27 protein-coding genes are annotated in these 26347 nt (G+C 71.0%); 18 read left to right on the top strand and 9 right to left on the bottom strand.

What is annotated here, in order from left to right:
* A partial coding sequence (locus tag ACFU5G_RS17515; RefSeq protein WP_377247308.1) for a hypothetical protein occupies nucleotides 1-188 on the top strand: 188 nt, incomplete at its 5' end.
* Nucleotides 189-261: 73 nt separating this feature from the next.
* Here ACFU5G_RS17515 and ACFU5G_RS17520 read toward each other — a convergent pair.
* The 6 genes from ACFU5G_RS17520 to ACFU5G_RS17545 all read right to left on the bottom strand — a co-directional run bounded on the left by ACFU5G_RS17520 (nucleotide 262) and on the right by ACFU5G_RS17545 (nucleotide 5814).
* Entirely contained in the window at nucleotides 262-1245 is a 984-nt protein-coding gene (locus tag ACFU5G_RS17520; protein ID WP_377247311.1) for a quinone oxidoreductase family protein, read from the bottom strand.
* A 40-nt stretch (nucleotides 1246-1285) separates the two neighbouring features.
* Nucleotides 1286-1594: a DUF6507 family protein gene (locus tag ACFU5G_RS17525; protein WP_377247314.1), complete on the bottom strand. Its 309-nt coding sequence runs from the start codon at nucleotides 1592-1594 to the stop codon at nucleotides 1286-1288.
* Nucleotides 1591-2034, bottom strand: coding sequence for a hypothetical protein (locus ACFU5G_RS17530; RefSeq protein WP_377247317.1), 444 nt, complete (start codon nucleotides 2032-2034; stop codon nucleotides 1591-1593). The genes ACFU5G_RS17525 and ACFU5G_RS17530 overlap by 4 nt, the downstream gene beginning before the upstream one ends.
* 92 nt (nucleotides 2035-2126) lie before the next feature.
* Complete coding sequence (locus ACFU5G_RS17535; RefSeq protein WP_377247320.1) at nucleotides 2127-4187, bottom strand: alpha/beta hydrolase; 2061 nt, start codon at nucleotides 4185-4187, stop codon at nucleotides 2127-2129.
* Nucleotides 4188-4238: 51 nt separating this feature from the next.
* Nucleotides 4239-4817, bottom strand: a complete 579-nt coding sequence (locus tag ACFU5G_RS17540) for a hypothetical protein (RefSeq protein ID WP_377247323.1) — start codon at nucleotides 4815-4817, stop codon at nucleotides 4239-4241.
* 391 nt (nucleotides 4818-5208) lie between these two features.
* Nucleotides 5209-5814: a hypothetical protein gene (locus ACFU5G_RS17545; protein ID WP_377247326.1), complete on the bottom strand. Its 606-nt coding sequence runs from the start codon at nucleotides 5812-5814 to the stop codon at nucleotides 5209-5211.
* Nucleotides 5815-5981: 167 nt separating this feature from the next.
* On the opposite strand from ACFU5G_RS17545, the gene argC reads away from it, so the two are divergent.
* The 15 genes from argC (at nucleotide 5982) to ACFU5G_RS17620 (ending at nucleotide 20646) form a co-directional block, all read left to right on the top strand.
* Nucleotides 5982-7079: an N-acetyl-gamma-glutamyl-phosphate reductase gene (gene argC / locus ACFU5G_RS17550; RefSeq protein ID WP_377247329.1), complete on the top strand. Its 1098-nt coding sequence runs from the start codon at nucleotides 5982-5984 to the stop codon at nucleotides 7077-7079.
* Nucleotides 7076-8257 carry a bifunctional glutamate N-acetyltransferase/amino-acid acetyltransferase ArgJ gene (argJ, locus tag ACFU5G_RS17555; RefSeq protein ID WP_377247332.1) on the top strand — a complete coding sequence of 394 codons (1182 nt, stop codon included), beginning with the start codon at nucleotides 7076-7078 and terminating at the stop codon, nucleotides 8255-8257. The genes argC and argJ overlap by 4 nt, the downstream gene beginning before the upstream one ends.
* Complete coding sequence (gene argB / locus ACFU5G_RS17560; protein ID WP_377247335.1) at nucleotides 8254-9171, top strand: acetylglutamate kinase; 918 nt, start codon at nucleotides 8254-8256, stop codon at nucleotides 9169-9171. The genes argJ and argB overlap by 4 nt, the downstream gene beginning before the upstream one ends.
* Entirely contained in the window at nucleotides 9168-10448 is a 1281-nt protein-coding gene (locus ACFU5G_RS17565) for an acetylornithine transaminase (protein WP_377247338.1), read from the top strand. The genes argB and ACFU5G_RS17565 overlap by 4 nt, the downstream gene beginning before the upstream one ends.
* Nucleotides 10445-11374: an ornithine carbamoyltransferase gene (gene argF / locus ACFU5G_RS17570; protein ID WP_377247341.1), complete on the top strand. Its 930-nt coding sequence runs from the start codon at nucleotides 10445-10447 to the stop codon at nucleotides 11372-11374. Before ACFU5G_RS17565 ends, argF begins: the two co-directional genes overlap by 4 nt.
* A complete protein-coding gene (locus tag ACFU5G_RS17575) occupies nucleotides 11374-11883 on the top strand; it encodes an arginine repressor (RefSeq protein WP_377247344.1) in 510 nt (169 codons plus the stop codon). The genes argF and ACFU5G_RS17575 overlap by 1 nt, the downstream gene beginning before the upstream one ends.
* Nucleotides 11884-11934: 51 nt before the next feature.
* The gene (locus tag ACFU5G_RS17580) at nucleotides 11935-13182 is read left to right on the top strand and encodes an argininosuccinate synthase (RefSeq protein ID WP_377247347.1); all 1248 of its coding nucleotides are present in this window, start codon (nucleotides 11935-11937) and stop codon (nucleotides 13180-13182) included.
* Complete coding sequence (argH, locus tag ACFU5G_RS17585) at nucleotides 13179-14654, top strand: argininosuccinate lyase (protein WP_377247350.1); 1476 nt, start codon at nucleotides 13179-13181, stop codon at nucleotides 14652-14654. Before ACFU5G_RS17580 ends, argH begins: the two co-directional genes overlap by 4 nt.
* Before the next feature lie 76 nt (nucleotides 14655-14730).
* On the top strand, nucleotides 14731-15282 hold the full coding sequence (locus ACFU5G_RS17590; RefSeq protein ID WP_377247353.1) for a uridine kinase: 552 nt from the start codon (nucleotides 14731-14733) through the stop codon (nucleotides 15280-15282).
* Nucleotides 15283-15404: 122 nt separating this feature from the next.
* Nucleotides 15405-17465 carry a polymorphic toxin-type HINT domain-containing protein gene (locus ACFU5G_RS17595; protein ID WP_377247356.1) on the top strand — a complete coding sequence of 687 codons (2061 nt, stop codon included), beginning with the start codon at nucleotides 15405-15407 and terminating at the stop codon, nucleotides 17463-17465.
* Entirely contained in the window at nucleotides 17462-17791 is a 330-nt protein-coding gene (locus ACFU5G_RS17600) for a hypothetical protein (RefSeq protein ID WP_377247359.1), read from the top strand. Before ACFU5G_RS17595 ends, ACFU5G_RS17600 begins: the two co-directional genes overlap by 4 nt.
* 13 nt (nucleotides 17792-17804) lie before the next feature.
* Nucleotides 17805-17954 (top strand): hypothetical protein, encoded by a 150-nt coding sequence (locus tag ACFU5G_RS17605; protein WP_377247362.1) that lies wholly within the window; start codon nucleotides 17805-17807, stop codon nucleotides 17952-17954.
* Between the two features lie 170 nt (nucleotides 17955-18124).
* Nucleotides 18125-18766, top strand: a complete 642-nt coding sequence (locus ACFU5G_RS17610; RefSeq protein ID WP_377247365.1) for a DNA-3-methyladenine glycosylase — start codon at nucleotides 18125-18127, stop codon at nucleotides 18764-18766.
* A 108-nt stretch (nucleotides 18767-18874) separates the two neighbouring features.
* Complete coding sequence (locus ACFU5G_RS17615) at nucleotides 18875-19237, top strand: PadR family transcriptional regulator (protein ID WP_377247368.1); 363 nt, start codon at nucleotides 18875-18877, stop codon at nucleotides 19235-19237.
* Entirely contained in the window at nucleotides 19237-20646 is a 1410-nt protein-coding gene (locus ACFU5G_RS17620) for a permease prefix domain 1-containing protein (protein WP_377247371.1), read from the top strand. The genes ACFU5G_RS17615 and ACFU5G_RS17620 overlap by 1 nt, the downstream gene beginning before the upstream one ends.
* Nucleotides 20647-20736: 90 nt before the next feature.
* Here the strand turns inward: ACFU5G_RS17620 and ACFU5G_RS17625 are convergent, their stop codons facing one another.
* The 3 genes from ACFU5G_RS17625 to ACFU5G_RS17635 all read right to left on the bottom strand — a co-directional run bounded on the left by ACFU5G_RS17625 (nucleotide 20737) and on the right by ACFU5G_RS17635 (nucleotide 24482).
* Nucleotides 20737-21717, bottom strand: coding sequence for a RimK family alpha-L-glutamate ligase (locus ACFU5G_RS17625; protein WP_377247374.1), 981 nt, complete (start codon nucleotides 21715-21717; stop codon nucleotides 20737-20739).
* Between the two features lie 57 nt (nucleotides 21718-21774).
* Nucleotides 21775-23076 (bottom strand): MFS transporter, encoded by a 1302-nt coding sequence (locus ACFU5G_RS17630; protein WP_377247377.1) that lies wholly within the window; start codon nucleotides 23074-23076, stop codon nucleotides 21775-21777.
* Between the two features lie 83 nt (nucleotides 23077-23159).
* The gene (locus tag ACFU5G_RS17635; protein ID WP_377247380.1) at nucleotides 23160-24482 is read right to left on the bottom strand and encodes an alpha-L-fucosidase; all 1323 of its coding nucleotides are present in this window, start codon (nucleotides 24480-24482) and stop codon (nucleotides 23160-23162) included.
* 139 nt (nucleotides 24483-24621) lie between these two features.
* On the opposite strand from ACFU5G_RS17635, the gene ACFU5G_RS17640 reads away from it, so the two are divergent.
* The gene (locus tag ACFU5G_RS17640; protein WP_377247383.1) at nucleotides 24622-25428 is read left to right on the top strand and encodes an SDR family NAD(P)-dependent oxidoreductase; all 807 of its coding nucleotides are present in this window, start codon (nucleotides 24622-24624) and stop codon (nucleotides 25426-25428) included.
* Nucleotides 25429-25464: 36 nt separating this feature from the next.
* A complete protein-coding gene (locus tag ACFU5G_RS17645) occupies nucleotides 25465-26316 on the top strand; it encodes a fumarylacetoacetate hydrolase family protein (RefSeq protein WP_377247386.1) in 852 nt (283 codons plus the stop codon).
* Nucleotides 26317-26347 lie beyond the last annotated feature (31 nt).

Here is a 26347-nt window from a genome sequence, read left to right on the forward strand (position 1 = left end):
GCTTTGAGGTCGGCACAGGCCTGTGCCGACCTCAAAGCAAACTGCCGACCCCACTGCAAACTGCCGACCCCCTGCGCGCTGCCGCCGTCAAAGCAACTGTCGACCCACTGCATACTGCCGACCAGAGCCACCTGCAGGCAGCACCGCGCACTGCCAGCGTCGTCGCCCATGAGTTCGGTCGGCTGTAATGAGACCGGTCCATCAATGGACCGGTCTCATTACAACCGACCGATCTCACCAGCCGCCCGGCCCGACCCGGGCTCAGGGAACCAGCAGCACCTTGCCCGTCGTAGCCCGGGACTCCAGCGCCTGGTGCGCCTCGGCGGCGTCGGCCAGGGAGTAGGTGGCCCCGATGCGGACGTCCAGGTCGCCGGACGCCGCGGACGAGAGCACCTCCGAGGTGCGCCACTCGACCTCGCCGCGCGTGAGCGTGTAGTGCGCGATGGTGGGCCGGGTCAGGAACAGCGAGCCGCCCTTGTTGAGCCGCTGCGGGTCGAACGGCGGCACCTGGCCCGACGCGCCGCCGAACAGGACGAGCATGCCGCGCGGGCGCAGCGAGGCGAGCGACGCCTCGAAGGTGGTGCGCCCCACGCCGTCGTACACGACGTGCACGCCCTGGCCGTCGGTGAGCTCGCGCACGAGGGCGGGCAGCTCGGTGGTGATGTCGGACATCGCGGCGTAGTCGATGGTGTGCGCGGCGCCGGCCGCGGCGGACAGCGCCGCCTTCTCCGGCGTCGAGACCGTGGTGATCACGCGTCCGCCGCGTGCCACGGCGAGTTGCGTGGCCAGCAGCCCGACGCCGCCCGCGCCCGCGTGCAGCAGCACGTCGTGCCCGGGCTGCACCTCGAACGTGGACCGCACCAGGTAGTGCGCGGTGATGCCCTGCAGGGGCAGCGCGGCGGCGGTGGTCAGGTCGAGCCCCTCGGGCACGTGCACGACGCCGGCGGCGTCCACGGCGACGAGCTCAGCGTAGGAGCCCGGCCCGTCGTGCCAGGCCACGCGGTCGCCGACGGCGAAGCCGGTGACGTCGTCGCCCAGCGCCTCCACGGTGCCGGAACCCTCGGCGCCCACCACGTGCGGGTACTGCATCGGGTACACGCCCGCGCGCTTGTAGGTGTCGATGAAGTTCACGCCCACCGCGGCGACGCGGACCAGGAGCTGCCCTGGTCCCGGCGTGGGGTCGGGGAGCTCGGTGTACTGCAGGACCTCGGGGCCGCCCGCCTCACGGGCTACGACTGCGTGCATGGGCCGAGCCTACGTCGCGGGCAATCGGCCGGGCGTGAGCCTAGGCGGTGCCGTCCCCGGCCCGTCGCTGCTCGGTGGCCATCTTCTCGTCAGCGCCGTCGTAGGCGCGGACTGCCTGCTTCGCGCCGTCGACGGCTGCGGTCGCCCGAGCGGCCAGATCTCGTATGCGTCGTTCCCGGAGCACGTAGAACCCGGCCACGGCACGTACGACGACGGGGTCGCCGCTGACGCCCGTGCCGTCGCTGCGTGCGGCGACCTGCTGCGCGGCCGAGTGCAGCGCGTCGATGTGCCGACTGGCCCGCTGCAGCGTCTTGTCGGCCAGGTCGGGCGCTATCCGGTATCGGGTCACGAGTCGGCAGCGGTTCGGTCGGTGGCGGGGCTGACGATCGTGATGCTGACGTTCTGGGGTGCGGGCGGCTCCCTCAGTGCGAAGCCGATTCCTACGTACCAGTCGCGCTCTTGCTCTTGGCTGTCGGGTAGGTCGTACGAGTACTCGCCGCCTGTCTCGCTTCGACTAGGTTCGCGGGCGATCCATCCTTCGTCCTCCAGCACGGCTGCCATGCGGTCGGCCGCCTGTTCGGGGGTGATCTCCGCGTCGGCGGCGAGTGTGACGGCCCCGCGCCATTGCCAGTACTGCCAGGGGTGGTCCTCCAGGTCGTGGCTCTCGGCGTTGTTGAACCGGTTCTCACTGGCGATGATGTCGTCCTGGTAGCGGTCCACGTCCTCGATGGTCACCAGCAGCCGCTCCGCGATCTGTTCGGACCGGGCCTCGTACTCTTCGATCGTCACGTCACTCCTCGGGCCACACGCGGTGCTCAGAGTCAAAACTACGGTCAGCCACACTGCCACGGCTGCCGTGCGACGGGTTGTGCCGCAGCGTTTCATCGGTGTCCTTCCGGGTCGGGTTCTGTCTGGGACAGGTTGATGATGTCGGCCTGATAGCCGGGGTGTTCAATGCCGGTGACCTTCTCTATCCCATACCAGTGTGCGATGCCCCGGTCGGGGGCGAACAATTCGACCTGGGTCCGAGTGATGACGCCGATCATGTTGTTGAACGCCGTGGATCCGCGGGTGTACACGTCCGAATGGGGTTCGTCGGTCGATTCGATAGTGCCGCTTTCCGGGCGGTCTGCCTCGACGAACCCGGTCTCCAGTCGTTTCACGTCCGGGTCGGTCAGCGGCGAGGCGCCATGCCCCAGTCCGCCTGCCTCCATCCCCTGGATGCGGCCGACGACGGGGTCGTTGCGCGCCATCATCGAGAAGTGGGGAATGTCCCCGGTCTCGGGGAAGTCGGTCACAGCGCCGGTCCCGTTGCCGATCCCGGCGCCGGCCACGTACAGCACCTGGTCCGCCGCCAGCCCTGCCGCTTCGGCCTTACCGACCACTGCCCCGCCGTAGGAGTGCCCGGTGACGGTCAGTGTCGACGCCTGCGGATGTGTGTCCACAGCCCCGACGAAGTCGCGCAGCTTGGGTCCCAGGTCCTCCGAATAGCTCGCAAGAGCCGCGTCGGCCGGCTGGGTGAGGGAGAACTGAGGGAACCTGCCGCCGGCCCACGCTATTACCGCCGTCCGCCCTGGTCCGAATTTGTCCCCATTGGCTTCGTCATAGAGGTCGTAGGCGCGGGTGTCGGCGCCGTTGAAGTGGTCGATCCGGGTCTTGGTGCCCGGCACGTAGACGGCGAGGTTGTCGACGTACTCCGGGACGTCGCCGTTCTGGTCGTACCGGCCGTGATAGGTCGCGATCGCGTGCACGGTCGGGTCGAACACCACGACCTCCACATCCGTGCGAGCGACTGCCAGACCGTTCTCGTCGTATTCGTACTGCGGCGGATCGAGGTGTAGGTAGTGCTCGTACTCCCGGATCGGTTCGTCCAGCCGCTCGCGCTCTTCGGTCAGCCGGACCAGCTCGGAGTTGATCTGTGTGCTGTCTCCCGTACCGAACCGTAGGGCCCGCGTTGCGGCTATCTCCTGGTCGATGCGGGCCTGCTCGGCACGCATGCTCGCGATCTCGCCCTTGAGACTGATCGTGTTGGCCTGAGCGCGGTACTTCAGCGGGACGCCGTTCAGGTTTCCTATCACCAGCGGCATCGCGGCGATCAGGGCGGACCGTTGGGCGGGGGTGAGCGCGTCCCACCAGGCACGGACCTCGCCGGCCGTGCCTCCCAGCAGGTCCTCACCGGGAGCGAAAGCTGACACATCCGGTGCTGCCGGACTGCGCAACAGCCACCGGATGCCCGGGGCCTGGAAGCCCGCTGCGTACACACCGGACCCGACGGGGCCGGGTGCGGGAGCGAGAGGTGCACCTGAGTCCAGGTTGTCCAGCCCCTTTGCGAGGTCCTGCCCCGCCTGCCGGATCTGCTCCATCATCCTGGTGGCATCCGCGACCAGGGTCCGGTTGCGTTCGAGCGAGGGGCGGTGGTGCGTCCACGGCAACCTGCCGCCCTCATGCTTCAACCTCTCCCAGTCCGCCTGACTCATCTGGCCCCACGCCTCGGGACTCAGGACGGCTTCCATCAGGGGGCTCGACAGGCCCAGGACAACTTCCTCAGCGGTCACCATGACACCGCCGGTGACCCGTGAACGGAACTCCGCGGCCTCGGCCTCCAGCACGGACAGGAGCTGGCGCACGGGCATCAGTTCCTCCACGTACGCGTCCAGGAGTCCGCCGGCCTGGTTCAGGACGTCCCACTCGCGGTCGCCCGCCCTCTTGGTCGGGTCCATCGCGTGGTAGAGGTCCTCGCCCTCGGGCGCTTGGTAGTGCTCCCGCAGTCCGGCCCACGCGGCGTGCATGTCGTGAGAAGCCTGCCCAACGGTTTGACCGGTCTGCCGGGAGAACCGCGCGTTCTCCGACACGTCGTCCAGGCTCGTCCACAACGCGCCGGACCGGAACGGGAACACGTCCGGGTCGATCAACCCTGACGCGTCGGTCACCTCACTGGCCACCAGCCTTTGTCCCCCACGTTGATCCCCCATTGAGCCATCGCCAAGCCGCTCCTACTGCGTGATGACCTGCGCCTCGCCGACCGTGATCTGGGTCTGGTTGGTGAGGTCCAGGGTGAAGGTGCCCGACTGTCCGGCGCCGTGCCAGTCGACGACCCAGTGCGAGGTCGCGGTGACGGTGTAGGGGTTGCCCTGGCCCGTGTAGCGGTGCCCGCAGTCGGGGGAGTCCTTCGTGCCGTAGCTGTCCTGGTAGGGGGTGCCGGTGCCCTGGCAGGTGATGGTCTTCCCGTCGCCCATGTCCCAGTCGATGCTCGCCACCCGGCCGGTCGAGGTCACGGTCGCGTTGCCCGCTTCGGCGGTCGCAGTCAGGGGCCCGACGGTGCGCTCGCCGGGGTCCTGGACCCACATCCAGACGGGCATCCCGACGACTCCGACGTTGCCGGGCTCGTTCTCGGGGACGATGCCGATGGGGATCTTGGCCGGGTTGGCCCGGGCGAAGGCGTCCCGGGCGACCTGCTCGACGTTGATGCTGCCCTCGGCAACCGGGGCCCACCACTGGCGCGTGCAGTCCGCGATGGGCAGGTGATCTCCTGCGGACTGGTCGCAGTCGCCGCTGCGCAGGAGGCAGGTCATGATGACGCCGTCGTCATGCCCCTCCCAGACAGGGTCGGTCCTGGACGGGGGTGGGTCCACCACGCTCGCGTAGCAGTGCCCGTTCCAGACACCACCGTCATCGTTCGTGCAGGGAACCGTCCTCGTGCCGTCCTTGCACACCGGCTCTGCGCCGTCACCCTTGACCGGAGTCGTGCCTCCGGGCAGCGAATCGCCGGGCGACCCACCATCCTCGCCCTCGCAGATCCACCCGACTCCGTCGTCTGACATGCAGTCTCCTGACCCTTGTCCGGGTGCATCGGACGTGTCGGCACTGGCGGGTTGGGTGAATACAAGGGATAGCGCCATGAGGGCGACCACGGAGAGAGTCGAGAGACACCTGACGGCGGCTGTCCAGAGGGTGTGATTCACGTCAGCACGCCTTCTTCGTGGACTTGTGCTCACGAAGCGCCCACTGCTCGCCAGGCTGCCCCTGCATGAGTGCCTCCACGATCACCTTGCTCGGGCCCGGGTTGGATACGGGAACCACGTCGCCATCAGCGTCGACGGTGTATGCATCGCTCCCGTCGACGCAAAGATCCAGGCGCACTCGGTGGCCGCTGATGGTGTTCGCGAGTGGGTCGCCGTCGTACTCGGAATCGACCAACGCTGTCACTGCCCGGTGCCCCACCAGCTTGTATCCGCGTTCGGCGAGGAACTCCCATTTCGTGCGCTCGTTGGCGAGCATTTCGGAGTCGCCGAGATAGATCGCAACGTCGTCGTAGCCATTGGTACCAGCTATCTGGTGTCTCTCGTCGATCTCCCGGTATTCCTCGTACCGCTTCAGTGCAGCATCGACGCGTTCCGCCTCCGCAGCTTCAGCCGGGTCAGTCGGTGTCGGCGACGCTGTCGGTGACGGCGAGGCCGACGCCGAAGGGCCGTCGGAAGCGGGCTCGTCGCCGCCGGTGCATCCGGCCAGCACGAACGCCAGGGCGGCGATGGTGCCGAGTGCGGCTGTCGGACGGTTCGTGCTGACCATGGGTTGGGTGGTCCTCTCAGGACAGGGGGCCGGTCGTGCGCCATCGAAGAGTATTTGCTGGCGGCGGGTCTGTCATGGATTCACCCGCTCTGCGACGGTGTCGGCCGTGTTCCGGCCGCCGGCACCCGGGTTTCGCCGCCGCTGCATAACTATGTACACTGCCGAATATGTCCAGCAGCCAGCTCATCCGAGTCGCCGTCGCGGGCGCTTCCGGCTACGCGGGTGGGGAGGTCCTGCGCCTCCTCACGGCCCATCCCTTCGTCGAGATCGGCACCCTGACCGCGCACGCGAGCGCCGGGTCCAGCCTCGGCGAGGTCCAGCCGCACCTGCGCAGCCTCGCCCACCGCATCCTGGAGCCCACCACGCCTGACACGCTCGCCGGCCACGACGTCGTGGTGCTCGGCCTGCCGCACGGCGCGTCCGGCCAGGTGGCCGCGCAGCTGCCCGACGACGTGCTGGTCATCGACCTGGGCGCCGACCACCGGCTGGAGTCCGCGGCCGACTGGGAGCAGTTCTACGGCTCGACCCACGCGGGCACCTGGCCGTACGGCATGCCCGAGCTGATCCACGCGGAGACGCCCGGTACCGGCCCGGCCACGACCGACCTGGCCACCGCCCCCCGCCAGCGCGACAAGCTGCCCGGCGCGCGCCGCATCGCGGTGCCCGGCTGCAACGTCACCGCGGTGACCCTGGGCCTCCAGCCGGGGGTCGCGGCGGGCGTCGTCGAGCCCACCGACATCGTCGCGGTGCTGGCCAACGGCTACTCGGGCGCGGGCAAGGCGCTCAAGCCGCACCTCCTGGCGAGCGAGGCGCTCGGTTCGGTCCAGCCGTACGCGGTGGGCGGCACGCACCGGCACATCCCGGAGATCCAGCAGAACCTGCGGGCCGCCGGTGCGCCCGAGGTGACCATCAGCTTCACGCCCACCCTCGTGCCGATGGCGCGCGGCATCCTCGCCACGGCGACGGCTCCGCTGGCCAAGGGCGCCGACCCGGAGCAGGTCCGCGCCGCCTGGGAGGCCGCCTACGCCGACGAGCCGTTCGTGCATCTGCTGCCCGAGGGGCAGTGGCCGAGCACCGCGATGACGCTCGGCGCCAACACCGCCCTGGTCCAGGTCGCCGTCGACGCCGCCGCCCGCCGGGTGGTCACGGTCACGGCCATCGACAACCTGGTCAAGGGGACCGCGGGCGCCGCGGTCCAGTCCATGAACCTCGCCCTCGGCCTGCGGGAGACCGCCGGCCTCATCACCGAAGGAGTCGCACCATGACGGTGACCTCCCCGCAAGGGTTCCGTGCCGCCGGTGTCACCGCCGGCCTGAAGGCCTCCGGCAAGCCGGACCTGGCGCTCGTGGTCAACGACGGTCCCGAGTTCGCCGCCGCCGCGGTGTTCACGAGCAACCGCGTGGTCGGCGCGCCGGTCATGTGGTCGCGACAGGCGGTGAAGGACGGCGCCGCCCGCGCCGTCGTGCTCAACTCCGGCGGGGCGAACGTGTGCACGGGCCCGGGCGGGTTCCAGGACGCGCACGCCACCGCGGAGAAGGTCGCCGACGAGCTCGGCATCGGTGCGATCGACGTGCTGGTCGGCTCCACCGGCCTGATCGGTGTGCGGCTCGCCGCGGACAAGCTGCTCGCGGGCGTGCCGGTCGCCGTCGGCGAGCTCGCGGCCGACGACGCCGCCGGGCAGGCCGCCGCCACCGCGATCATGACCACCGACACCGTCGCCAAGACGGCGGCGCGCACGGTCGAGACGCCGTCGGGCACCTTCACGGTGGGCGGCATGGCCAAGGGTGCGGGCATGCTCGCCCCCGCCCTGGCGACGATGCTGTGCGTGGTGACCACGGACGCCGTCGTCCCGGCCGCGGACGCCGACGCCGCCCTGCGGGCGGCCACGCGCGTCACCTTCGACCGCGTCGACTCCGACGGCGCCATGTCCACCTCGGACACCGTGGTGCTCATGGCGTCGGGCGCCTCCGGGGTCACGCCCGACCTGGCGACACTCACCGCGGCCGTCACGGAGATCTGCGCCGACCTGGCCCGCCAGCTCGTCGCCGACGCCGAGGGCGCGTCCCACGACATCGCGATCACCGTCACCAACGCCACCACCGAGGACGCCGCCCTCGCCGTCGCCCGTGCGGTGAGCCGGTCCAACCTGGTCAAGGCCGCCGTGTTCGGCAACGACCCCAACTGGGGCCGCATCCTGTCCCAGGTCGGCACCGTGCCCGAGGACGTCGCGCCCTACGACCCCGCCGAGCTCGACGTGAGCGTCAACGGCGTCATGGTCTGCAAGGCCGGCGGCGCCCACGAGGACCCGGCGAAGGTCGACATGGCCGCGTCCCGCGACGTGACGTTCACGATCGACCTGCACGCGGGCGACGCCGAGATCACGCTGTGGACCAACGACCTCACGCACGACTACGTGCACGAGAACAGCGCCTACAGCTCATGAGCAGCGACATCGTGAACGGGCTGCGGCCCGACCAGAAGGCCGAGGTGCTCATCGAGGCCCTGCCCTGGCTGCAGGAGTTCTCCGGCGCGCTCGTCGTGGTCAAGTACGGCGGCAACGCCATGATCGACGCCGAGCTCAAGGCCGCCTTCGCGCAGGACATGGTGTTCCTGCGGCAGGTCGGGCTGCGGCCCGTCGTCGTGCACGGCGGGGGACCGCAGATCAACGCCATGCTCGACCGGCTCGGCATCGAGTCGGAGTTCAAGGGCGGCCTACGGGTCACCACGCCCGAGGCCATGGAGATCGTCCGTATGGTCCTGACCGGCCAGGTCAGCCGCGAGCTCGTGGGCCTGATCAACGCCCACGGCCCCGTCGCCGTCGGACTGTCGGGGGAGGACGGCGGCCTGCTCGGCGCCCAGCGCCGGCACGCCATCGTCGAGGGCGTGCCCGTCGACGTCGGCCTCGTGGGCGACGTCGTCCAGGTGGACCCGCGCGCCGTCGAGGACCTGCTGGAGGCCGGCCGCATCCCCGTGGTCTCCACCATCGCGCCCGACAAGGACGACCCCACCCAGGTGCTCAACGTCAACGCGGACACCGCCGCGTCGGCGCTCGCGGTGGCGCTCGGCGCCAAGAAGCTCATCGTCCTGACCGACGTCGAGGGCCTGTACACGAGCTGGCCCGACAAGGGCTCGCTCGTCGAGCGGATCACCGCGCCCGAGCTCGCGGAGCTGCTGCCCAGCCTCGAGTCCGGGATGGTGCCCAAGATGGAGGCGTGCCTGCGCGCCGTCGAGGGCGGCGTGGGCGCCGCGACCGTCATCGACGGGCGGCAGCCGCACAGCGCGCTGCTGGAGGTCTTCACCACCCGGGGCAACGGCACCATGGTCGTCGCGGGACCCGAGGAAGGAACGAACGAATGAGCACGGTGATCCCCGCCGACGAGGGCTCGGCGCTCGCGGCCGAGGGTTCGGTCGCCGCCTGGACCCAGCGGTACTCGGGCGCGGTCATGGACACGTTCGGCCCGCCGCAGCGCGTGCTCGTGCGCGGCGAGGGCGCCTACGTGTGGGACGCCGACGGCAAGCGCTACCTCGACCTGCTCGCGGGCATCGCGGTGAACGCGCTGGGCCACGCGCACCCCACGCTGACGGCCGCGATCAGCGCCCAGCTCGGCACGCTCGGCCACGTCTCGAACTTCTTCGGCACGCCCGCCCAGATCGCGCTCGCCGAGACGCTGCTGCGCGTCGCCGAGGCGCCCGACGGGTCCCGCGTGTTCCTCACCAACTCCGGCACGGAGGCGGTCGAGGCGGCGTTCAAGATGACGCGCCGCGTGGCGACGTCGTCCGGCGTGGGCACCCGCACGCGCGTGCTCGCGCTGGAGGGTGGCTTCCACGGCCGGTCCATGGGCGCGCTCGCCCTGACCGCGAAGGCCGCCTACCGCGAGCCGTTCGAGCCGCTCCCGGGCGGCGTCGAGCACCTGCCGTTCGGCGACCTCGCGGCGCTGGAGGCCGCGTTCTCGCCCCGGTCGGTCGCGGAGCACGGCGAGGTCGCCGCGCTCGTGGTCGAGCCCGTGCAGGGCGAGGCCGGCGTGCGCCCCCTGCCGCCGGGCTACCTCGCGGCCGCCCGCCGCCTGACCAAGGCGCACGGCGCGCTGCTCGTCCTGGACGAGGTGCAGACCGGCGTGGGCCGCTGCGGCACGTGGTTCGCCTACCAGCAGCCCGAGATCGGCGGCGGCATCGTGCCCGACGTCGTCACGGTCGCCAAGGGCCTCGGCGGCGGCTTCCCCGTCGGCGCCGTGATCGCCTACGGCGAGGCAGCGCACCTGCTCGGCCGCGGCCAGCACGGCAGCACGTTCGGCGGCAACCCCGTGGCCTCGGCCGCGGCGCTCGCCACCCTCGGCGTGATCGAGCGCGACGGCCTGCTGTCGAACGTGCGCGAGGTCGGGGCGCTGCTGCGCCAGGAGATCGAGATGTGCGGCAGCCCGCTCGTCAAGGAGGTCCGCGGCCGCGGCCTCCTGCTGGCCGTCGTGCTGAACGAGCCGGTGGCGCCGCAGGTGGCCACGGCCGCGCTGGAGGCCGGGTTCATCGTCAACGCGGTGGCCCCGGACGCGATCCGGCTGGCCCCGCCGCTGATCCTGACCACGGAGCAGGCCACGGAGGCCGCCCGCTTCTTCGCTTCCCTCCCGGAGGACTTCGCATGACCCGCCACTTCCTGCGCGACGACGACCTGACGCCCGCCGAGCAGAAGGCCATCCTGGAGCTGGGCCTCGCCCTGCGCGCCGACCGGTACGCGAAGCGCCCGCTGGAGGGCCCGCGCGCCGTCGCGTTCATCACCGACAAGCCCACGCTGCGCACCCAGGTGTCGTTCGCGGCCGGCATCGCCGAGCTCGGGGGCTTCCCGCTCGTCGTCGACGGCCGGCTCGCCCAGATCGGCGTGCGCGAGTCGATCGCCGACACCACGCGCGTGCTCGACCGGCAGGTGTCGGCCATCGCGTGGCGCACGTTCGGGCAGGACCGCATCGAGGAGATGGCGTCTGTCTCGCGCGTGCCGGTGGTCAACGCCCTGACCGACGACTTCCACCCCTGCCAGATCCTCGCGGACCTGCTCACGGTGGCGCAGCACCGGGGGCTGGACAGCCTGCCCGGCACCACGTTCGCCTACGTGGGCGACGCCGCGAACAACATGGGCAACTCCTACCTGCTCGGCTGTGCCACGGCCGGCCTGCACGTGCGGATCGCCGGCCCCGAGGGCTACCTGCCCGACGCCGCCATGGTCGCCCGGGCGACCGAGATCGCCGCGACCACCGGCGGCTCGGTGACCGTGACGACGTCGGCCAAGGAGGCCGTGGCCGGGGCGGACGTCGTGGCCACCGACACCTGGGTGTCGATGGGCGACGAGGCCGAGGCCGAGGCGCGGTCCAAGCCGTTCTGGGACTACCAGGTCAACGCGGAGCTGCTCGCGGGCGCCGCCCCGGACGCGCTCGTGCTGCACTGCCTGCCGGCCTACCGCGGCAAGGAGATCACCGCCGACGTCATCGACGGCCCGCAGTCCGTGGTCTTCGACGAGGCCGAGAACCGCCTGCACGCGCAGAAGGCGCTGCTCGCCTTCCTCCTGGAGCGGGGCTGATGGTCGTCCGGCAGACGGCGACGACCGCCACCACGAAGGCGGCCCGGCACGCCCGGATCACCGCGATCGTCACGCGCAACGCCATCCACTCCCAGGCCGAGCTCGCCGACGCCCTGGCCGCGGACGGCGTCAGCGTCACCCAGGGCACGCTCTCGCGCGACCTGATCGAGCTGCAGGCCGAGAAGGTGCGCGGCTCGGACGGCGCGCTCGTCTACGCCGTGCCCGGCGAGGGCGGCGACCGCAGCGCGCAGTCGGACGCGAGCGAGGAGTACCTGTCCGCGCGGCTCGCGCGGCTGGCCAAGGAGCTGCTGGTCTCGGCGGAGTCCTCGGGCAACCTCGTGGTGCTGCGCACCCCGCCGGGGGCCGCCAACCTGCTGGCCTCCGCCATCGACCACTCCGTCTTCCCCGGGATGCTGGGGACCATCGCGGGGGACGACACCATCCTGGTGATCGCCCGCGACGCCGACGGTTCCGCGCTGGCCGAACGCTTCCTCGCGCTCAGCGCCTGAGAACGCACAAGAATTGCACCTGACACCACCACCGGAAAGAGATCGTCAATCATGACTGAACGCGTCGTGCTCGCCTACTCGGGCGGCCTGGACACCTCCGTCGCCATCGGCTGGATCGCCGAGGCCACCGGGGCCGAGGTGGTCGCCGTGGCCGTCGACGTCGGCCAGGGCGGCGAGGACATGAACGTCATCCGCCAGCGCGCGCTGGACTGCGGCGCCGTCGAGGCGTACGTCGCCGACGCGCGCGACGAGTTCGCCGCCGAGTACTGCATGCCCGCGCTGCGGGCCAACGGCATGTATCTCGACCGCTACCCGCTGGTCTCCGCCATCTCGCGCCCCGTCATCGTCAAGCACATGGTGCGCGCGGCCCGCCAGTTCGGTGCCTCGACCGTGGCCCACGGCTGCACCGGCAAGGGCAACGACCAGGTCCGGTTCGAGGTGGCCACCACCTCGCTCGCGCCCGACCTCAAGTCGATCGCCCCGGTGCGCGACCTCGCGCTGACCCGCGAGAAGGCCATCGACTACGCGGAGAAGCACGACCTGCCCATCGCGACCACGAAGAAGAACCCGTTCTCGATCGACCAGAACGTGTGGGGCCGCGCCGTGGAGACAGGCTTCCTCGAGGACATCTGGAACGAGCCCACCAAGGACGTCTACTCCTACACGGACGACCCCACGTTCCCGCCCGTGGCCGACGAGGTCTACCTGACCTTCGAGCAGGGCATCCCCGTGGCGATCGACGGCGTGCCCGTCACCCCGCTGCAGGCCATCCAGGAGATGAACCGCCGCGCCGGCGCGCAGGGCGTGGGCCGCATCGACATCGTCGAGGACCGCCTCGTGGGCATCAAGTCCCGCGAGATCTACGAGGCCCCCGGTGCCATCGCCCTGATCACGGCGCACCAGGAGCTGGAGAACGTCACGATCGAGCGCGAGCAGGCCCGGTTCAAGCGCCAGGTCGAGCAGCGCTGGAGCGAGCTGGTCTACGACGGCATGTGGTTCTCGCCGCTGAAGAAGTCGCTCGACGTGTTCGTGGACGACACCCAGAAGTACGTCTCCGGCGAGATCCGCATGGTGCTGCACGGCGGCCGGGCCACCGTGACCGGGCGCCGCTCGGAGCAGTCGCTGTACGACTTCAATCTCGCCACCTACGACGAGGGCGACGCGTTCGACCAGTCGCAGGCCCGCGGCTTCATCGAGATCTACGGCCTCACCGCCAAGCTCGCCGCCGCGCGCGACGAGAAGTTCGGCAACGGCGTGGACCTCGGCTCCGCGGAGAGCCTGACGGCGGGCGCGCTGTGAGCGAGCACGACGGCAAGGACGTCGGGCACGCGACCCCGCGGACCGTCGGCGAGCACACCGGCCCCAAGGTCGCCCTGTGGGGCGGCCGGTTCGCCGGCGGTCCCTCGCCGGAGCTGTCCGCGCTGTCGCAGTCGACGCACTTCGACTGGCGGCTCGCGCAGTACGACATCGCCGGGTCGCGGGCGCACGCCCGCGCCCTGGCGGCCGCCGGCCTGCTCACCGAGCCGGAGCTCGCGCGGATGATCGACGCGCTCGACGTGCTGGAGCAGGACGTCCTGTCGGGCGCCTTCCTCCCGGTGCTCGACGACGAGGACGTGCACACCGCGCTGGAGCGCGGCCTGCTGGAGCGCGCCGGCGACGAACTGGGCGGCAAGCTGCGTGCCGGCCGGTCCCGCAACGACCAGATCGCCACGCTCGTGCGGCTGTACCTGCGTGACCAGGCCCGCACGATCGGCACGCAGGTGCTCGACCTGGTGGACGAGCTCATCGTCCAGGCCGAGGCAGCGGGCAGCGCGCCCATGCCGGGCCGCACCCACCTGCAGCACGCCCAGCCCGTGCTGCTGGCGCACCACCTGCTGGCGCACGCCTGGCCGCTGCTGCGCGACGTCGACCGGTTCCTGGACTGGGACGTGCGCGCCTCGAAGTCGCCCTACGGCTCGGGCGCGCTCGCGGGCTCGTCGCTCGGCCTGGACCCGGCGGCCGTGGCCGCCGACCTGGGCCTGGAGGGCGGGCCGGTCGAGAACTCGATCGACGGCACCGCGTCGCGCGACGTGACGGCGGAGTTCGCCTTCGTCGCGGCGATGATCGGCGTGGACCTGTCGCGGATCTCCGAGGAGATCATCCTCTGGAACACCAAGGAGTTCGGCTTCGTCCGCCTGGACGACGCGTACTCCACGGGCTCCTCGATCATGCCGCAGAAGAAGAACCCGGACATCGCCGAGCTCGCGCGCGGCAAGGCCGGGCGCGTGATCGGTGACCTCACCGGCCTGCTCACCACGCTCAAGGGCCTCCCGCTCGCGTACAACCGCGACCTGCAGGAGGACAAGGAGCCCGTGTTCGACCAGGTGGCGACCCTCACCACGGTGCTGCCGGCGTTCACGGGCATGGTGCGCACCATGGTCTTCGACACCGACCGCATGGCCGAGCTCGCGCCGCAGGGCTTCTCGCTCGCGACCGACATCGCCGAGTGGCTCGTCAAGCAGGGCGTCCCGTTCCGCGTGGCGCACGAGGTGGCCGGCTCCTGCGTGCAGGAGTGCGAGGCCCGCGGCATCGAGCTGTGGGACCTGTCCGACGAGGACCTCGCGAAGATCTCGGAGCACCTCACCCCCGAGGTGCGCACGGTGCTCTCCGTCGAGGGCTCGCTCGCCTCGCGCGACAACGTGGGCGGCACCGCCCCGGTGCGGGTCGCGGAGCAGATCGAAGCCGCCAAGGAGCGGACCACCGAGTTCCGCTTCTGGGCCCAGCCGAGCTAGGACAGCCCAGCGATTGTGCCCGGATCTCACGCGGATTCCGGGCACAATCGCTGGGTAGACCTATGAGGGAGCGTGGATGACCGTATCGCCGGGTGTGCTGGGTGATGTGCTGGAACGGATCCGGGCCGCCGACGCGCGGCTGGTGTGCGTCGACGGCCCCGCCGGGTCGGGCAAGACGACGCTGGCCGCCCAGCTCGGGGACGCGCTGGAGGCGGCCGTGATCCACATGGACGACCTCTACGAGGGCTGGGCCGCCGGCCCGGACGGCGGCGCCGCCAACCTGCGCCGCTGGGTCCTGGACCCGCTGGCCGCGGGGGAGCAGGTGCGCTACCGGCGCTACGACTGGTTCGAGAGCGACTGGGCCGAGTGGCACGACGTGCCGCAGTCACCCCACCTGGTGGTCGAGGGCTGCGGCGCGGGCGCGCGCCAGGTCGACGCGCTCGGCGCGTTCCGCATCTGGGTGGAGGCCGACGACGCCGAGCGGCTGCGCCGCGGCCTGGAGCGCGACGGCGAGGCGGCGCGCGAGCACTGGCTGCGCTGGATGGCCGACGAGGCCGAGCACTACGGGCGCGAGCGCACCCGCGAGCGCGCTGACCTGCGGCTGGACGGGTTCGGCGCGCTGACCTGACCGGGCTCGCTCCCGACGCCTCTCACATCACAAAGGTGCTTGTCACGATTCGGTAGACCCTCTAACGTTTCGCCCGGTGTCTCGTGCGGGACGCCGACGAGGGTCGACCGGACGGGGAACAAGTGGCTGCGGTGCGCTGGTGGCGCAAGTGGTGGGTCTGGCTGATCGCCGGCGGGGTGGTGCTCCTCGGGTTCGCGGTCGCGGGCATCGTCACGCTGGTCTCGACGTTCCTGGGTTTCGCGGAGGACGCCGCCGCTGAGGAGGAGGCGCGGCAGCCGTTCGAGCTGGCTCTCGACGAGCTCGCGCAGACGGCAGCCGTCCACCAGCGGGGTACCTCCGCCGGCGTCGACTACGACCTCCGGGTCACCTCCGACGGTGACGCGCTCGGGTCGTTCTCGGTCGACGGCGACGAGTACCGCGTCCTGAAGATCGGTGACCAGGAGTACGTCAAGCCGCCGTCCGGGACCCTGGCCGCTGAGGGCGCGACCCGGGAGATGCGCCGGGAGCTCGACAAGAGGTGGCTGGTCAACGAGGGCGACGCGGTCCTCCCGGTCGGTGACCTGTTCCAGACCCCGCAGGAGTACGCGGAGTACCTCCGGTCCGCGGTCCGGGCGGGCGAGCTGCCGTCGTCCGACGCCGCCGTCGAGGAGGTGGAGGTCGACGGGGTGCCCGCGCGGTGGGTGCAGACGTCGGTCGGGCCGGTCTACGTGACGCAGGAGCCGCCGTACGAGGTGCTCCGGGTGGACGCGCCCGCTGACTCGTCGGACTCGTCGGACTCCGCTGACTCCTCGGACACGTCGGACACGTCGGGCTCGTCCGGCGCGGAGCAGGGCGACGTCGCCGACGACGTGCTCGAGGCGCCCGTACCCGCCGAGGGGCCGTCGGCGGTGACGCAGATGTCGCAGGACGAGGTCGCCGACCTCTTCGACGAGATGATCGGCCTCACCAAGCAGCTCAAGACCGCGGTGAACCCGAGCATCACGTTCGACATGGGCGGGCAGGCCCAGGTCAGCTGCGCTGCCGGTGGCTGCACGTCGAGCGTCGAGGTGACCACTGATGTCGCCACGTCGCAGGGGACGGTGACGGGCGGCTCGGTGACCGGCGAGCTGGTCTCCGTGTTCCAGGTGCAGGGCGGCGCTGCCGGGACCTGCCGGTCGTCGTCGGCGCTCCCGCTCCAGGGGACGACGTCGATGGGCTGCTCGTCGCCGTCCGCGGGCGGCGTTTTCGCCGCCGCCGAGGCGCGCGAGGGGGCCAAGGCCCAGGCGCAGGCCGACGCCTGTGGCTGCTCCGTCCCGTACGAGGTGCCGTACGCCGTGGACGCGCAGGTGGTCGCCCGCGCCGAGGTGCGGGTCGAGGTGCTGCGGTCGGAGCTCGGCGACCGCCGCAAGAAGCTGATGGACAAGGGATCCTTCTGCAGCTTCGCCGGATCGACGCCGGTGCTCATGGGCGACGGCACCCGCGAGCCGATCCAGGACATCGAGGTCGGTGACGAGGTCTGGGCCGCCGACCCGGTCAGCGGCGAGCGCGGCCCGCGCGAGGTGACCCACGTGTGGGTGCACCAGGACGAGCTGTTCGAGCTGGAGATCGACGGCGAGACCATCCTGACGACGGAGGACCACCCGTTCTGGTCGGCGACGGACCAGAGGTTCGAGCGCGCCGACGAGCTCGGCGCGGGGGAGCTGGTGCTGGGGGCCGACGGGGAGCGGCTGGCGGTCGGTGAGGGCGTTGACCTTGCGTCGAGCCGGATGGGGTCGGCCTACAACCTCTCGGTCGCGGGACTGCACACGTATCACGTGGGATCGGATGCCGTGCTCGTGCACAACACGGCTGGTTGTCCGCCGCGATTCATCGACGCTGGCGGCATGACGATTGATCGGCGGAGCATCGGTTCGAAGATCAGCGATCAGAAGCAGGCGCGCCACATCGATGGTCCCGACTACCGTCATGGCGGCTACTTCACGTCTAAGGCTGACGCCCAGCGAGTCCTCAACGAGTTTCACGACGGAAGTGCGAAGGTGCTTGGCGTCACAGATCGGGGATACATCGTCGTGAAGTCACCGCACGTCTCCGGCGTCAACCACAACGTTGGCGCTGGTCACGAGAACCAACCTACTGATGTGTTTTTCATCAAGGGCACGCGAGCAGTGAGCATCGTGCCTGCCAACCCGAACTGGAAACCATGACACTGCCTACTCCTGAAGATCCGCGTGATGCACCGGTCTGGGAGAACTACCTCGTGGCCCAATTGACGCACGCTGCGCTCGGTCTCCTTCCTCGAAGGGCGGTTGCGCTGGGTGTCGAGATCAACAACTACGACGTGACTGTCCATTGTCAACTGAGCTCTGTGACGGATGCCGACCGGGAGGACTTGACTGAGATCGCCAGCGAGCTGGCAACACTCGTGGGTGATGGCGTCCATATTCGGATCGCCTACGACGTGCAGCAACGACCGACGATTTCTCCGCATGACGGCGTCCGTTGGATCTATGCGGCACGCCCCGAGGTGTGAAGTGCGTCATGCAATGGCTAGGCAGCCTGGGGGCGGCTACCGGTTCGAGGTGAGCGGCACCTCGACCGTGGACGGGATGGGCGAGTACCCCGAGTCCGAGCAGAACTGGAGCGACAAGGTGCTCACCCAGGTCGTGGCGACACTCGCGGTCCGCGCGGGCTGACCCGCAGGCCCTCGTCTGGCATCGTCGGAGCGTCGGCGGAAAGCCTCGTCTCCGGGCTCGCTTGCTCTCGGTAGACAATGTCTACTCTCGGCAACACGGCCCGGGCGGATAGGTTCTCCCCGCGCCGTCCGCCCGGCAAGGATCGAGGAGCCAACCTGAGCGACGCACCCATGACCGTCCCGGTCCGCGAGTTCTACGCCCGCCCCGTGGTCGACGTCGCCCGCGACCTGCTCGGCGCCACCCTCACCCGTCGCACCGCCGACGGCGCCGTGACCCTCCGGATCACCGAGGTCGAGGCCTACGACGGCACGAACGACCCCGGCTCCCACGCCTTCCGCGGCCCGAGCCGGCGCAACGAGACCATGTTCGGCGAGCCCGGGCACCTGTACGTGTACCGGCACCTGGGCCTGCACTACTGCGCCAACGTGGTCTGCGGCCCGGACGGGACGGCGTCGGCGGTGCTGCTGCGCGCCGGCGAGGTGACCGGGCCCGAACCCGAGGGGCTGGCGCTCGCGCGGACCCGGCGCCTCGCCTCGGGTGTGGCACGCACCGACCGCGACCTGGCCCGCGGCCCGGCCCGCCTCGCCGTCGCGCTCGGTCTCGATCTGTCCGACGACGGCGCCGACGTCACCGACCCGGAAGGAGCGGTGGCGCTGGAGGTGCCCACGGCGCCGTCGGGCACCGTGCTGTCGGGGCCGCGCGTGGGCGTGAGCGGCGACGGCGGTCGCGCCGACCTGTACCCGTGGCGCTTCTGGCTCGACGGCGAGCCGACGGTCTCGGCCTACCGGGCCGCGACCCCACGCCGGCGCTAGCGCCCCCGGACACGAACCCCGGGGACTCGCGCGTCCCCTGACCTAGGACCCCTATGCCTAGTGCTGCTAGGGTTGTGATCCCTAGCAGCACTAGGCATAGGAGTGCAGGTGCACATCGACAAGGATCTGGTCGCGGCGTCCGCCACGCCGCTCGTCCTCGGCATCCTGGCCGACGGCGAGTCGTACGGCTACGCGATCCTCAAGCGCGTCAACGAGCTCTCCGGCGGCCGCATGGAGTGGACCGACGGCATGCTCTACCCCCTGCTCCACCGGCTCGAGCGCCTCGAGTACGTCAAGGCCACGTGGGGCACGTCCGACGTCGGACGGCGGCGCAAGCACTACGCGATCACCGCATCGGGCAAGGAGGCGCTCGCGGAGCGGCGGCAGCAGTGGGTGGTCGTCTCCGACGCGCTCAAGCAGGTGTGGCAGGACGTCCAGCCCGGCCCCGCCGTCGCCGAGGGGTGGGCCTGATGAGCGAGCAGAACGCGAACGGCGTCGGGCCCGCCCAGCAGACCGGGCCGGCCGAGCACGTCGTGCTGGAGGAGCAGATCGACCTGTGGCGCGGCTACGTCCAGCGCCGCCGGGCGATCTCCGCGGCCGACGTCGACGAGATGGAGGACCACCTGCGCGGCCAGGTCAACGACCTGACAGCCAGCGGACTGGAGGACGAGGAGGCCTTCCTCGTCGCGGTCAAGCGCATGGGCAACCTCGACGAGGTGTCCCGCGAGTTCGCGCGCGAGCACTCCGACCGGCTCTGGAAGCAGCTCGTGCTGGTCCCCGAGGAGCCCGGCGACGGCGGACGCTGGCGCGAGCTGGCCGTCGTCCTGGCCCTCGCGGTCGGCGCGGGCATCGTGCTCAAGGTCCTGCTCGCCGCGACGGTCGGCAACGAGCTGGTGCTCGTGCGCAACGGCGTCTTCGCCGTCCTGCCGTTCCTGGCCGGCTACTTCGTGTGGAAGCGCCACGTGCCGTGGCGGGTGAGCGCCGTGCTGCTCGCGATCACGACGGCGCTCGCGCTCGTGGTCAACCTGTACCCGTTCGAGTCCGGTCTCTACGACGAGCCCGGCATGACCGAGTTCCTCGCGATCAGCCACACCCCCGTGGTGCTCTGGCTGCTGCTCGGCGTCGTGTACGCGGGCGGGGCGTGGCGGTCCGGCGCGCGGCGCATGGACTTCGTGCGGTTCACCGGCGAGCTCATCATCTACCTGGCGCTCATCGCGCTCGGCGGCATGCTGCTCATCGGGCTCACCTTCGGCACGCTCAGCCTCGTCGGCGTCGACTTCGAGCCGGTCTTCGCGGACTGGCTCCTGCCGTTCTGTCTGCCCGGCGCACTGTTGGTCGGCGCCTGGCTCGTCGAGGCCAAGAAGAACGTCGTCGAGAACATCGCCCCGGTCCTGACCCGCGTGTTCACGCCCCTGACGATCGTCATGCTGGTCGCGATCTTCGTCGTGCTGCTCGTCAACGGGCCGCTCACCGACGTCGACCGCGACCTGCTCATCCTCATGGACGCGATCCTCGTGCTCGTCCTGTTCCTCCTGCTGTACTCGATCTCGGCCCGCGACCCGCTGGCCCCGCCCGGGATCTTCGACTGGCTGCAGCTCGTCCTGGTCGGTGCGGCGCTCGCGGTCGACGCCGTGGCGCTGACCGCGATGCTGACCCGGATCGCCGAGTTCGGCTTCACCGCCAACAAGGTCGCGGCGCTCGGGCTCAACCTGGTGCTGCTCGTGCACCTTGCGTGGGCGGCGTGGCTGGCGACCGGCTTCGTGCGCGGGCGGCGCGCCTTCGGCGCGATCGAGCGCTGGCAGACCCAGTACCTGCCGGTCTACGCGATCTGGGCGACGATCGTAGTGGTGGCGTTCGGCCCCGTCTTCGCCTTCGCCTGACAAACGAGATCGGTCGGTGGCTTTGAGATCGGTCGGTCAACTGACCGATCTCATTGCAACCGACCGATCTCGGATCGTGACGGGTGGCCGTCAGGCCCCTGGGTACGTCTCCCGCAGCACCTTCGCCAGGTGGCGCACGATCTCCCGCGGCCCCGACTTCGCCGTGCCCTGCTCGACGTCGCTGTTGTAGTTCGTGTTGGTGTTCACGTCGTACGTCAGCACCCGGCCGTCCGCGGTCCGGATGTTCTCGATGCCGGCCACCTCGATGCCGTGCCGCTGCGTGAACGCCAGGTACTTGGCCACCACCGGGTCGTCGTAGCCCTCCCGCTCGCTGAACAGGCCCCAGTCGTCGTCGGGCGCCATGGAGATGGTCGCGCCGACCGGCGGGATGGGCCGGCCCGTGACCGGGTCGACGGCGCACGCGTCGGCGGGGCAGAGCTGGAAGCCGCCGCGCTCGGTGTCGCCGCGGACGGCGTAGACCATCTCGCCGCCGACGAGCTCCACGCGCGTGATGCCGCCGTCGGCCGCCACGACGTACTCCTGGATCAGCGTGATGCCGTCCACCGGCTCCTCGTACTCGTCGGAGGCGACGTGCTCGGCGAGGTCCTCGAACGAGTCGAACTTGCGCACGCCCAGGCCCTTGCCGCCCTGGTTGTGCTTGGTGACGAACGGCGTGGGGAACCCCTGCGCGGCCTTGAGCACCTGGTCGCGGCCGACGGCGGCCACGGTGCGCGGGGTGTCGATCCCGGCGGCGCGCAGCGCGGTGAGCTGGTCGACCTTGCTCATCTCGAGCTCCAGCACGCGCCGGCCGTTGACCGTGCGCCGGCCGTACGCCTCCAGCCAGGACAGCACCGCGCGCGAGTAGTCCTTGGTCAGGCCGTGGTCGCGCGTGTGGCTGCTCGCCGAGATGCGCGACCAGAAGATGCCCTCCGGCGGCGCCTCGTCCAGGTCGAGGACGCCGTCGGTGAGCACCCACTCCTCGAAGTCGACGCCCTCGGCCGCGAAGGCCTCGGCGAACGGCGGGAACCACTCGGGGTTCTCGTGCAGGGCATAGATCTTCGGAGCGCTCACAGGAACCTTCCGCACGTATGGCTGACGGCTATGGGACCCAGCAATACTTTCACGCCGTCAGCGCAGGTCGGCTGTGTCCTGCGGCACAGCCGCCGCCTCGGCCGCGACAGCGTCCTCCGGTGCCTCCGGTGCCGCGTCGACCTGCGCGAGCGAGCGCCGCGCCCCGGGGAACGCGAGGATCGCGCCCAGCACCGCCACCAGCAGCACGCCGGCCAGGATCAGCAGCGCCTCCACGGAGAACTGGTCGGCCAGGGGCCCGAACACCACCATGGACAGCGGCATCGCCACGGTCATCACGATGCCGACGAAGCCGAACACCCGGCCCTGCATCTCGGGTTCGACCCGCTCCTGGATGATCGTCAGCGCGGGGGTGTTGAGCGCCGCGAACATGATGCCGATGATCAGGCCGATGGTGAAGAACACCCACATGTTGGTGGCCACGCCCAGCCCGGCGACCAGCACGCCGGTGGCGAGCACCGACCCGACCATGAGGCGCACCCGGCGCGTGATCCGGGGCCCGACCGACGCCATGATGATGCCGCCCAGCAGCATGCCGCCGCCCCAGAACAGCTCGTTGGCGGTCAGCTTCCACACCTCGTCGCCGAACGTGCGGGTGACCATGAGCGGCGTCAGGTAGCTCGGCGCGCCCACCAGGAACATGACCAGCGCGAACAGCGTGATGAGCCACCGCACGGGCGCGTTGGCCCGGATGTACCGCACGCCCGCCGCGAGGTCGCCGAAGTAGCTGACCGGCTCGCCGGCGTCGGACCGCACCAGGCGCGGCACCGCGACCAGGGCGAGCATCCCGACGCCGAGCAGGGCGGTCACCACGTCCACGAAGAAGACGGTGACGATGTCGAAGGACGCGTAGATCACGGCCGCCAGGGCCGGTGCGAGCAGCATCATGCCCGACTGGATGGACTGGAAGAGGCCGTTGACGCGCATGAGCTGGTCGGTCGGCGTGATCTGCGGGATCATCGCGCTCACGGCCGGCGTCTGGATACCGGCGAAGACCGAGCGCACGGCCAGGGCCGCGTAGATGACCCAGAGCGAGTCGACGCCGCTGACCATGAGCAGCGCGAGCCCGAGGGTCGCCAGCGCGATCACTGTGTCCGAGCCCATGATCAGGAACTTGCGGTGGTGCCGGTCCGCCCACACCCCGCCGAAGATCGAGACGAACGCCTGCGGCAGCATGCCGAACACGATGCTCAGCATGAGCACCGACCCGGACCGCGTCTCGATGGTCAGGTGCCACATGACCGCGTACATGACCACCATCGACCCGAACAGGGAGATGGTCTGGCCGGCGAGGAACAGCCCGACGTTGCGCTTCCAGCGGGGCATGTCGACGTCGCTCATGGCTCAACCCTGCCTGACGAGGGGGCGGGGCGCCGATGCTTTTTCGTTTCCATGCCACGTCCGACGACGGGCCGCCCCCGAACTCATCGCAGGAAGAGCTCGACCACCGGCACCGCGACGTCGGGCCGCGCCGTGGGCAGGTGCAGCGTCAGGGTGCCCGGCGGCTGCCCGCCGGGCGTGGTGTTCCACGCCTTCTGGTCCGGGTCGGTGCGGGTGGTGCGCAGCTCGGAGCCGTCGTGCAGGAGCTGGGCGTACCGGACCCGGTCGGCCAGCCCGCGCAGGTGCACGTGCGCGAACGGCCACGCGAACAGGTGCAGGTACAGCCGGTCGGCGCGCTGCGTGAGCACGACGCCGGGCGGCAGACCGGGCGCGAGGGCCTCGGCCAGCGCGGGCTCCGCGGGACCCGCCCCGTGAACCGACCGGCCGTGCAGGCGGGTCCAGGCGCCGAGTGCCGCGAGCGTGGTCGCGTCGCGGGCCGGGATGGCGCCGCGCCCGTCCGGACCGATGTTCAGCAGCAGGTTGCCGCCCTTGGCCACCGTGTCCACGAGCATGCGGACCAGCAGGTCCGGGTCCTTGAACCGGGTGTTGTCCCGGTCGTAGCCCCAGCTCCCGTTCAGCGTCTGGCAGGCCTCCCACGTGATGGGCGCGCCTGCGTCGTCCCGCATGGGCTCGTCCGGCTGGTACTGCTCCGGGGTGACCAGGTCGCCCGGGATGCCGAGGCGGTCGTTGACCACGGCCTGCGGCTGCAGCTCGCGGACCAGGGCGAGCAGCCCCTCGGCGTCCCAGTCCTCGGGGTACTTGCCGCGCCACCCGTCCCGGTCGTGCGCGTACGTGTAGTCGAAGAACACGTAGTCGACGGCGCCGTACCCGGTGAGGAGCTCGCGCACCTGCGCGTGCAGGTAGGTGCGGTACCGCGCCATGTCGCGGCCCTCGTTCAGGGCGTGGGCGTCCGGGTCGTCGCGGCGCGGGTGCACGAAGTCCACGGTGAAGTCCGGGTGGTGCCAGTCGATGAGCGAGTGGTACAGCCCCAGGCGCAGCCCCTCGGCCCGCACCGCCTCGGCCAGCTCCGCGACGAGGTCGCGCTCGCGCGTGCGCGCGACGGAGTAGTCGCTGACGGCGGAGTCCCACAGCGCGAAGCCGTCGTGGTGCTTGGTGGTCAGCACCACGTACCGCATCCCCGCGTCCTTGGCCGCGCGCGCGATCGCCCGGGCGTCGAAGAGGTCGGGGTCGAACACCTCCGCGTACCGCTCGTACCGCTCGACGGTCTGGCGCTCGTTGCTCATCACCCACTCGTGCCGGGCCGCGGCGGAGTAGAGCCCGAAGTGCACGAAGAGGCCGAACCTGGCCTCGGTGAACCAGGTCCGGTCCGGGTGCGGCAGCGGGGCGGAATCGGCCGGCTGGGACATGTGCGGATCACTCCTCGTCGAGCTGTTGAACCCGGAGCCGGGACAGAGGTATGACGTATCGCTCCGGGTGGGTCGAGCCTAGCGGGTCCAGAACGTGATCGAGCCCTACGAATCGACACGGATCGGTGCTATAGATTGGATGAATCGCCATCGCAGCCGTTTTCCAGGAGGAGTTCCCGTGACCACAGCCCTTGAGTTCGACGGCGTCCGCGCCATCGTCACGGGAGGGGCGTCCGGTATCGGCGCCGCCGTCGTGACCGCCCTGCTGGAGCGCGGCGCCCAGGTCGTCGCCATCGACCGCTCGTCCGACGGCGTGCCCGAGGGCGCGAGCGGCGAGGTCGCCGACGTGACCGACGACGCCGCCGTCCGCGCCGCCGTCGAGGCCGCCGCGCAGCGCCTGGGCGGCATCGACGTCGTCGTCAACAACGCGGGCATCGGCGCCCAGGGCACCGTCGCCGACAACGACGACGCCGAGTGGCTGCGTGTGCTGGACGTCAACGTGCTCGGCATCGTGCGCGTCACCCGCGCCGCGCTGCCGTACCTGCGCGAGTCCGAGCACGCCGCCGTGGTGAACACCGCGTCGATCGCCTCGTGGACCGGGCTGCCGCAGCGCGCCCTGTACTCCGCGAGCAAGGGCGCCGTCCAGGCGCTCACGCTCGCGATGGCCGCCGACCACGTGCGCGAGAACATCCGCGTGACGTGCGTGAACCCCGGCACCGTCGACACGCCCTGGGTGGGCCGCCTGCTCGAAGCCGCCGCCGACCCGGCCGCCGAGCGCGCCGCCCTTGAGGCCCGGCAGCCCACGGGCAAGCTGGTCAGCCCCCAGGCCGTCGCGCACGCCGTCTGCTACCTCGCCAGCCCGCTCGCCACGGCGACCACGGGCACGGCGCTCGCGGTCGACGGCGGTATGCACGAGCTGCGCGTGCGCCCGCCCGAGCAGTCCTGAGCCCTTCCGCCCACCCGATCCGAGAACGAGGACACGATGCACCTGCTCCGCCTGGGCCCCCTCGGCCAGGAGATCCCCGCCGTCACCTCCGACGGCGTCACCTACGACCTGCGCCCGCTGACCGCCGACGTCGACGGCGCGTTCCTCGCCGCCGACGGCGTGGCCCGCACCCGGTCGGCGCTGGCGGCCGGTGAGCTGCCCGTGCTCGACGGCGCGGACGCGCTGCGCCGCGGGGCGCCGATCGCGCGCCCCGCCGCCGTCGTCTGCATCGGGCAGAACTACGCCGCGCACGCGCGCGAGTCGGGCGCGGAGCCGCCGCGCCTGCCGATCATCTTCTTCAAGCACCCCAACACGGTGGCCGGCCCGGACGACGCCGTGCCGCTGCCGCCCGGCGCCGAGAAGGTGGACTGGGAGGTGGAGCTGGCGGTCGTGATCGGCCGGCGCGCGAGCTACCTGCCGTCGGTCGAGGCGGCGCGCGAGCACGTCGCGGGCTACACCGTGGTGGACGACGTCAGCGAGCGGGCCTGGCAGCTCGACGACTCGCTCGGCCAGTGGTCCAAGGGCAAGTGCGGCCCGGGGTTCCTGCCGACCGGCCCGGCGCTGGTGCCCGCCGACGAGGTGGACCCGGGCGGCCTGCGGCTGCGGTCCTTCGTCAACGGGGAGCCGCGGCAGGACTCGTCGACGGCGGACATGATCTTCGACGTCGCCGCGATCGTGCACCACCTGTCGCAGTACATGGCGCTCGAGCCGGGCGACCTGATCTGCACGGGCACGCCCGAGGGCGTAGCCCTCTCGGGCCGCTTCCCGTACCTGACGGACGGCGACGTCGTCACCCTGGAGATCGAGAACCTGGGCCGGCAGACCCACACCTTCACCGCCCTCTCCTGATACGAGCCGCTCTTGGTACGACGTGTCGGAC

This window comes from Promicromonospora sp. NPDC057488 (assembly GCF_042802395.1).
Lineage (GTDB): Bacteria > Actinomycetota > Actinomycetes > Actinomycetales > Cellulomonadaceae > Promicromonospora.

Bases quoted from the DNA above. Each gene is read 5' to 3' on its own strand.
- ACFU5G_RS17640 (WP_377247383.1), top strand. From the start codon at position 24,622: ATGAATCGCCATCGCAGCCGTTTTCCAGGAGGAGTTCCCGTGACCACA.
- ACFU5G_RS17540 (WP_377247323.1), bottom strand. From the start codon at position 4,817: ATGACCTGCCTCCTGCGCAGCGGCGACTGCGACCAGTCCGCAGGAGAT.
- ACFU5G_RS17590 (WP_377247353.1), top strand. From the start codon at position 14,731: ATGACCGTATCGCCGGGTGTGCTGGGTGATGTGCTGGAACGGATCCGG.
- argC (WP_377247329.1), top strand. From the start codon at position 5,982: ATGTCCAGCAGCCAGCTCATCCGAGTCGCCGTCGCGGGCGCTTCCGGC.
- ACFU5G_RS17645 (WP_377247386.1), top strand. From the start codon at position 25,465: ATGCACCTGCTCCGCCTGGGCCCCCTCGGCCAGGAGATCCCCGCCGTC.
- ACFU5G_RS17620 (WP_377247371.1), top strand. From the start codon at position 19,237: ATGAGCGAGCAGAACGCGAACGGCGTCGGGCCCGCCCAGCAGACCGGG.
- ACFU5G_RS17605 (WP_377247362.1), top strand. From the start codon at position 17,805: ATGGCTAGGCAGCCTGGGGGCGGCTACCGGTTCGAGGTGAGCGGCACC.
- ACFU5G_RS17545 (WP_377247326.1), bottom strand. From the start codon at position 5,814: ATGGTCAGCACGAACCGTCCGACAGCCGCACTCGGCACCATCGCCGCC.
- ACFU5G_RS17630 (WP_377247377.1), bottom strand. From the start codon at position 23,076: ATGAGCGACGTCGACATGCCCCGCTGGAAGCGCAACGTCGGGCTGTTC.
- argB (WP_377247335.1), top strand. From the start codon at position 8,254: ATGAGCAGCGACATCGTGAACGGGCTGCGGCCCGACCAGAAGGCCGAG.
- ACFU5G_RS17600 (WP_377247359.1), top strand. From the start codon at position 17,462: ATGACACTGCCTACTCCTGAAGATCCGCGTGATGCACCGGTCTGGGAG.
- ACFU5G_RS17635 (WP_377247380.1), bottom strand. From the start codon at position 24,482: ATGTCCCAGCCGGCCGATTCCGCCCCGCTGCCGCACCCGGACCGGACC.
- ACFU5G_RS17580 (WP_377247347.1), top strand. From the start codon at position 11,935: ATGACTGAACGCGTCGTGCTCGCCTACTCGGGCGGCCTGGACACCTCC.
- argF (WP_377247341.1), top strand. From the start codon at position 10,445: ATGACCCGCCACTTCCTGCGCGACGACGACCTGACGCCCGCCGAGCAG.
- ACFU5G_RS17610 (WP_377247365.1), top strand. From the start codon at position 18,125: ATGACCGTCCCGGTCCGCGAGTTCTACGCCCGCCCCGTGGTCGACGTC.
- argJ (WP_377247332.1), top strand. From the start codon at position 7,076: ATGACGGTGACCTCCCCGCAAGGGTTCCGTGCCGCCGGTGTCACCGCC.
- ACFU5G_RS17565 (WP_377247338.1), top strand. From the start codon at position 9,168: ATGAGCACGGTGATCCCCGCCGACGAGGGCTCGGCGCTCGCGGCCGAG.
- ACFU5G_RS17575 (WP_377247344.1), top strand. From the start codon at position 11,374: ATGGTCGTCCGGCAGACGGCGACGACCGCCACCACGAAGGCGGCCCGG.
- ACFU5G_RS17520 (WP_377247311.1), bottom strand. From the start codon at position 1,245: ATGCACGCAGTCGTAGCCCGTGAGGCGGGCGGCCCCGAGGTCCTGCAG.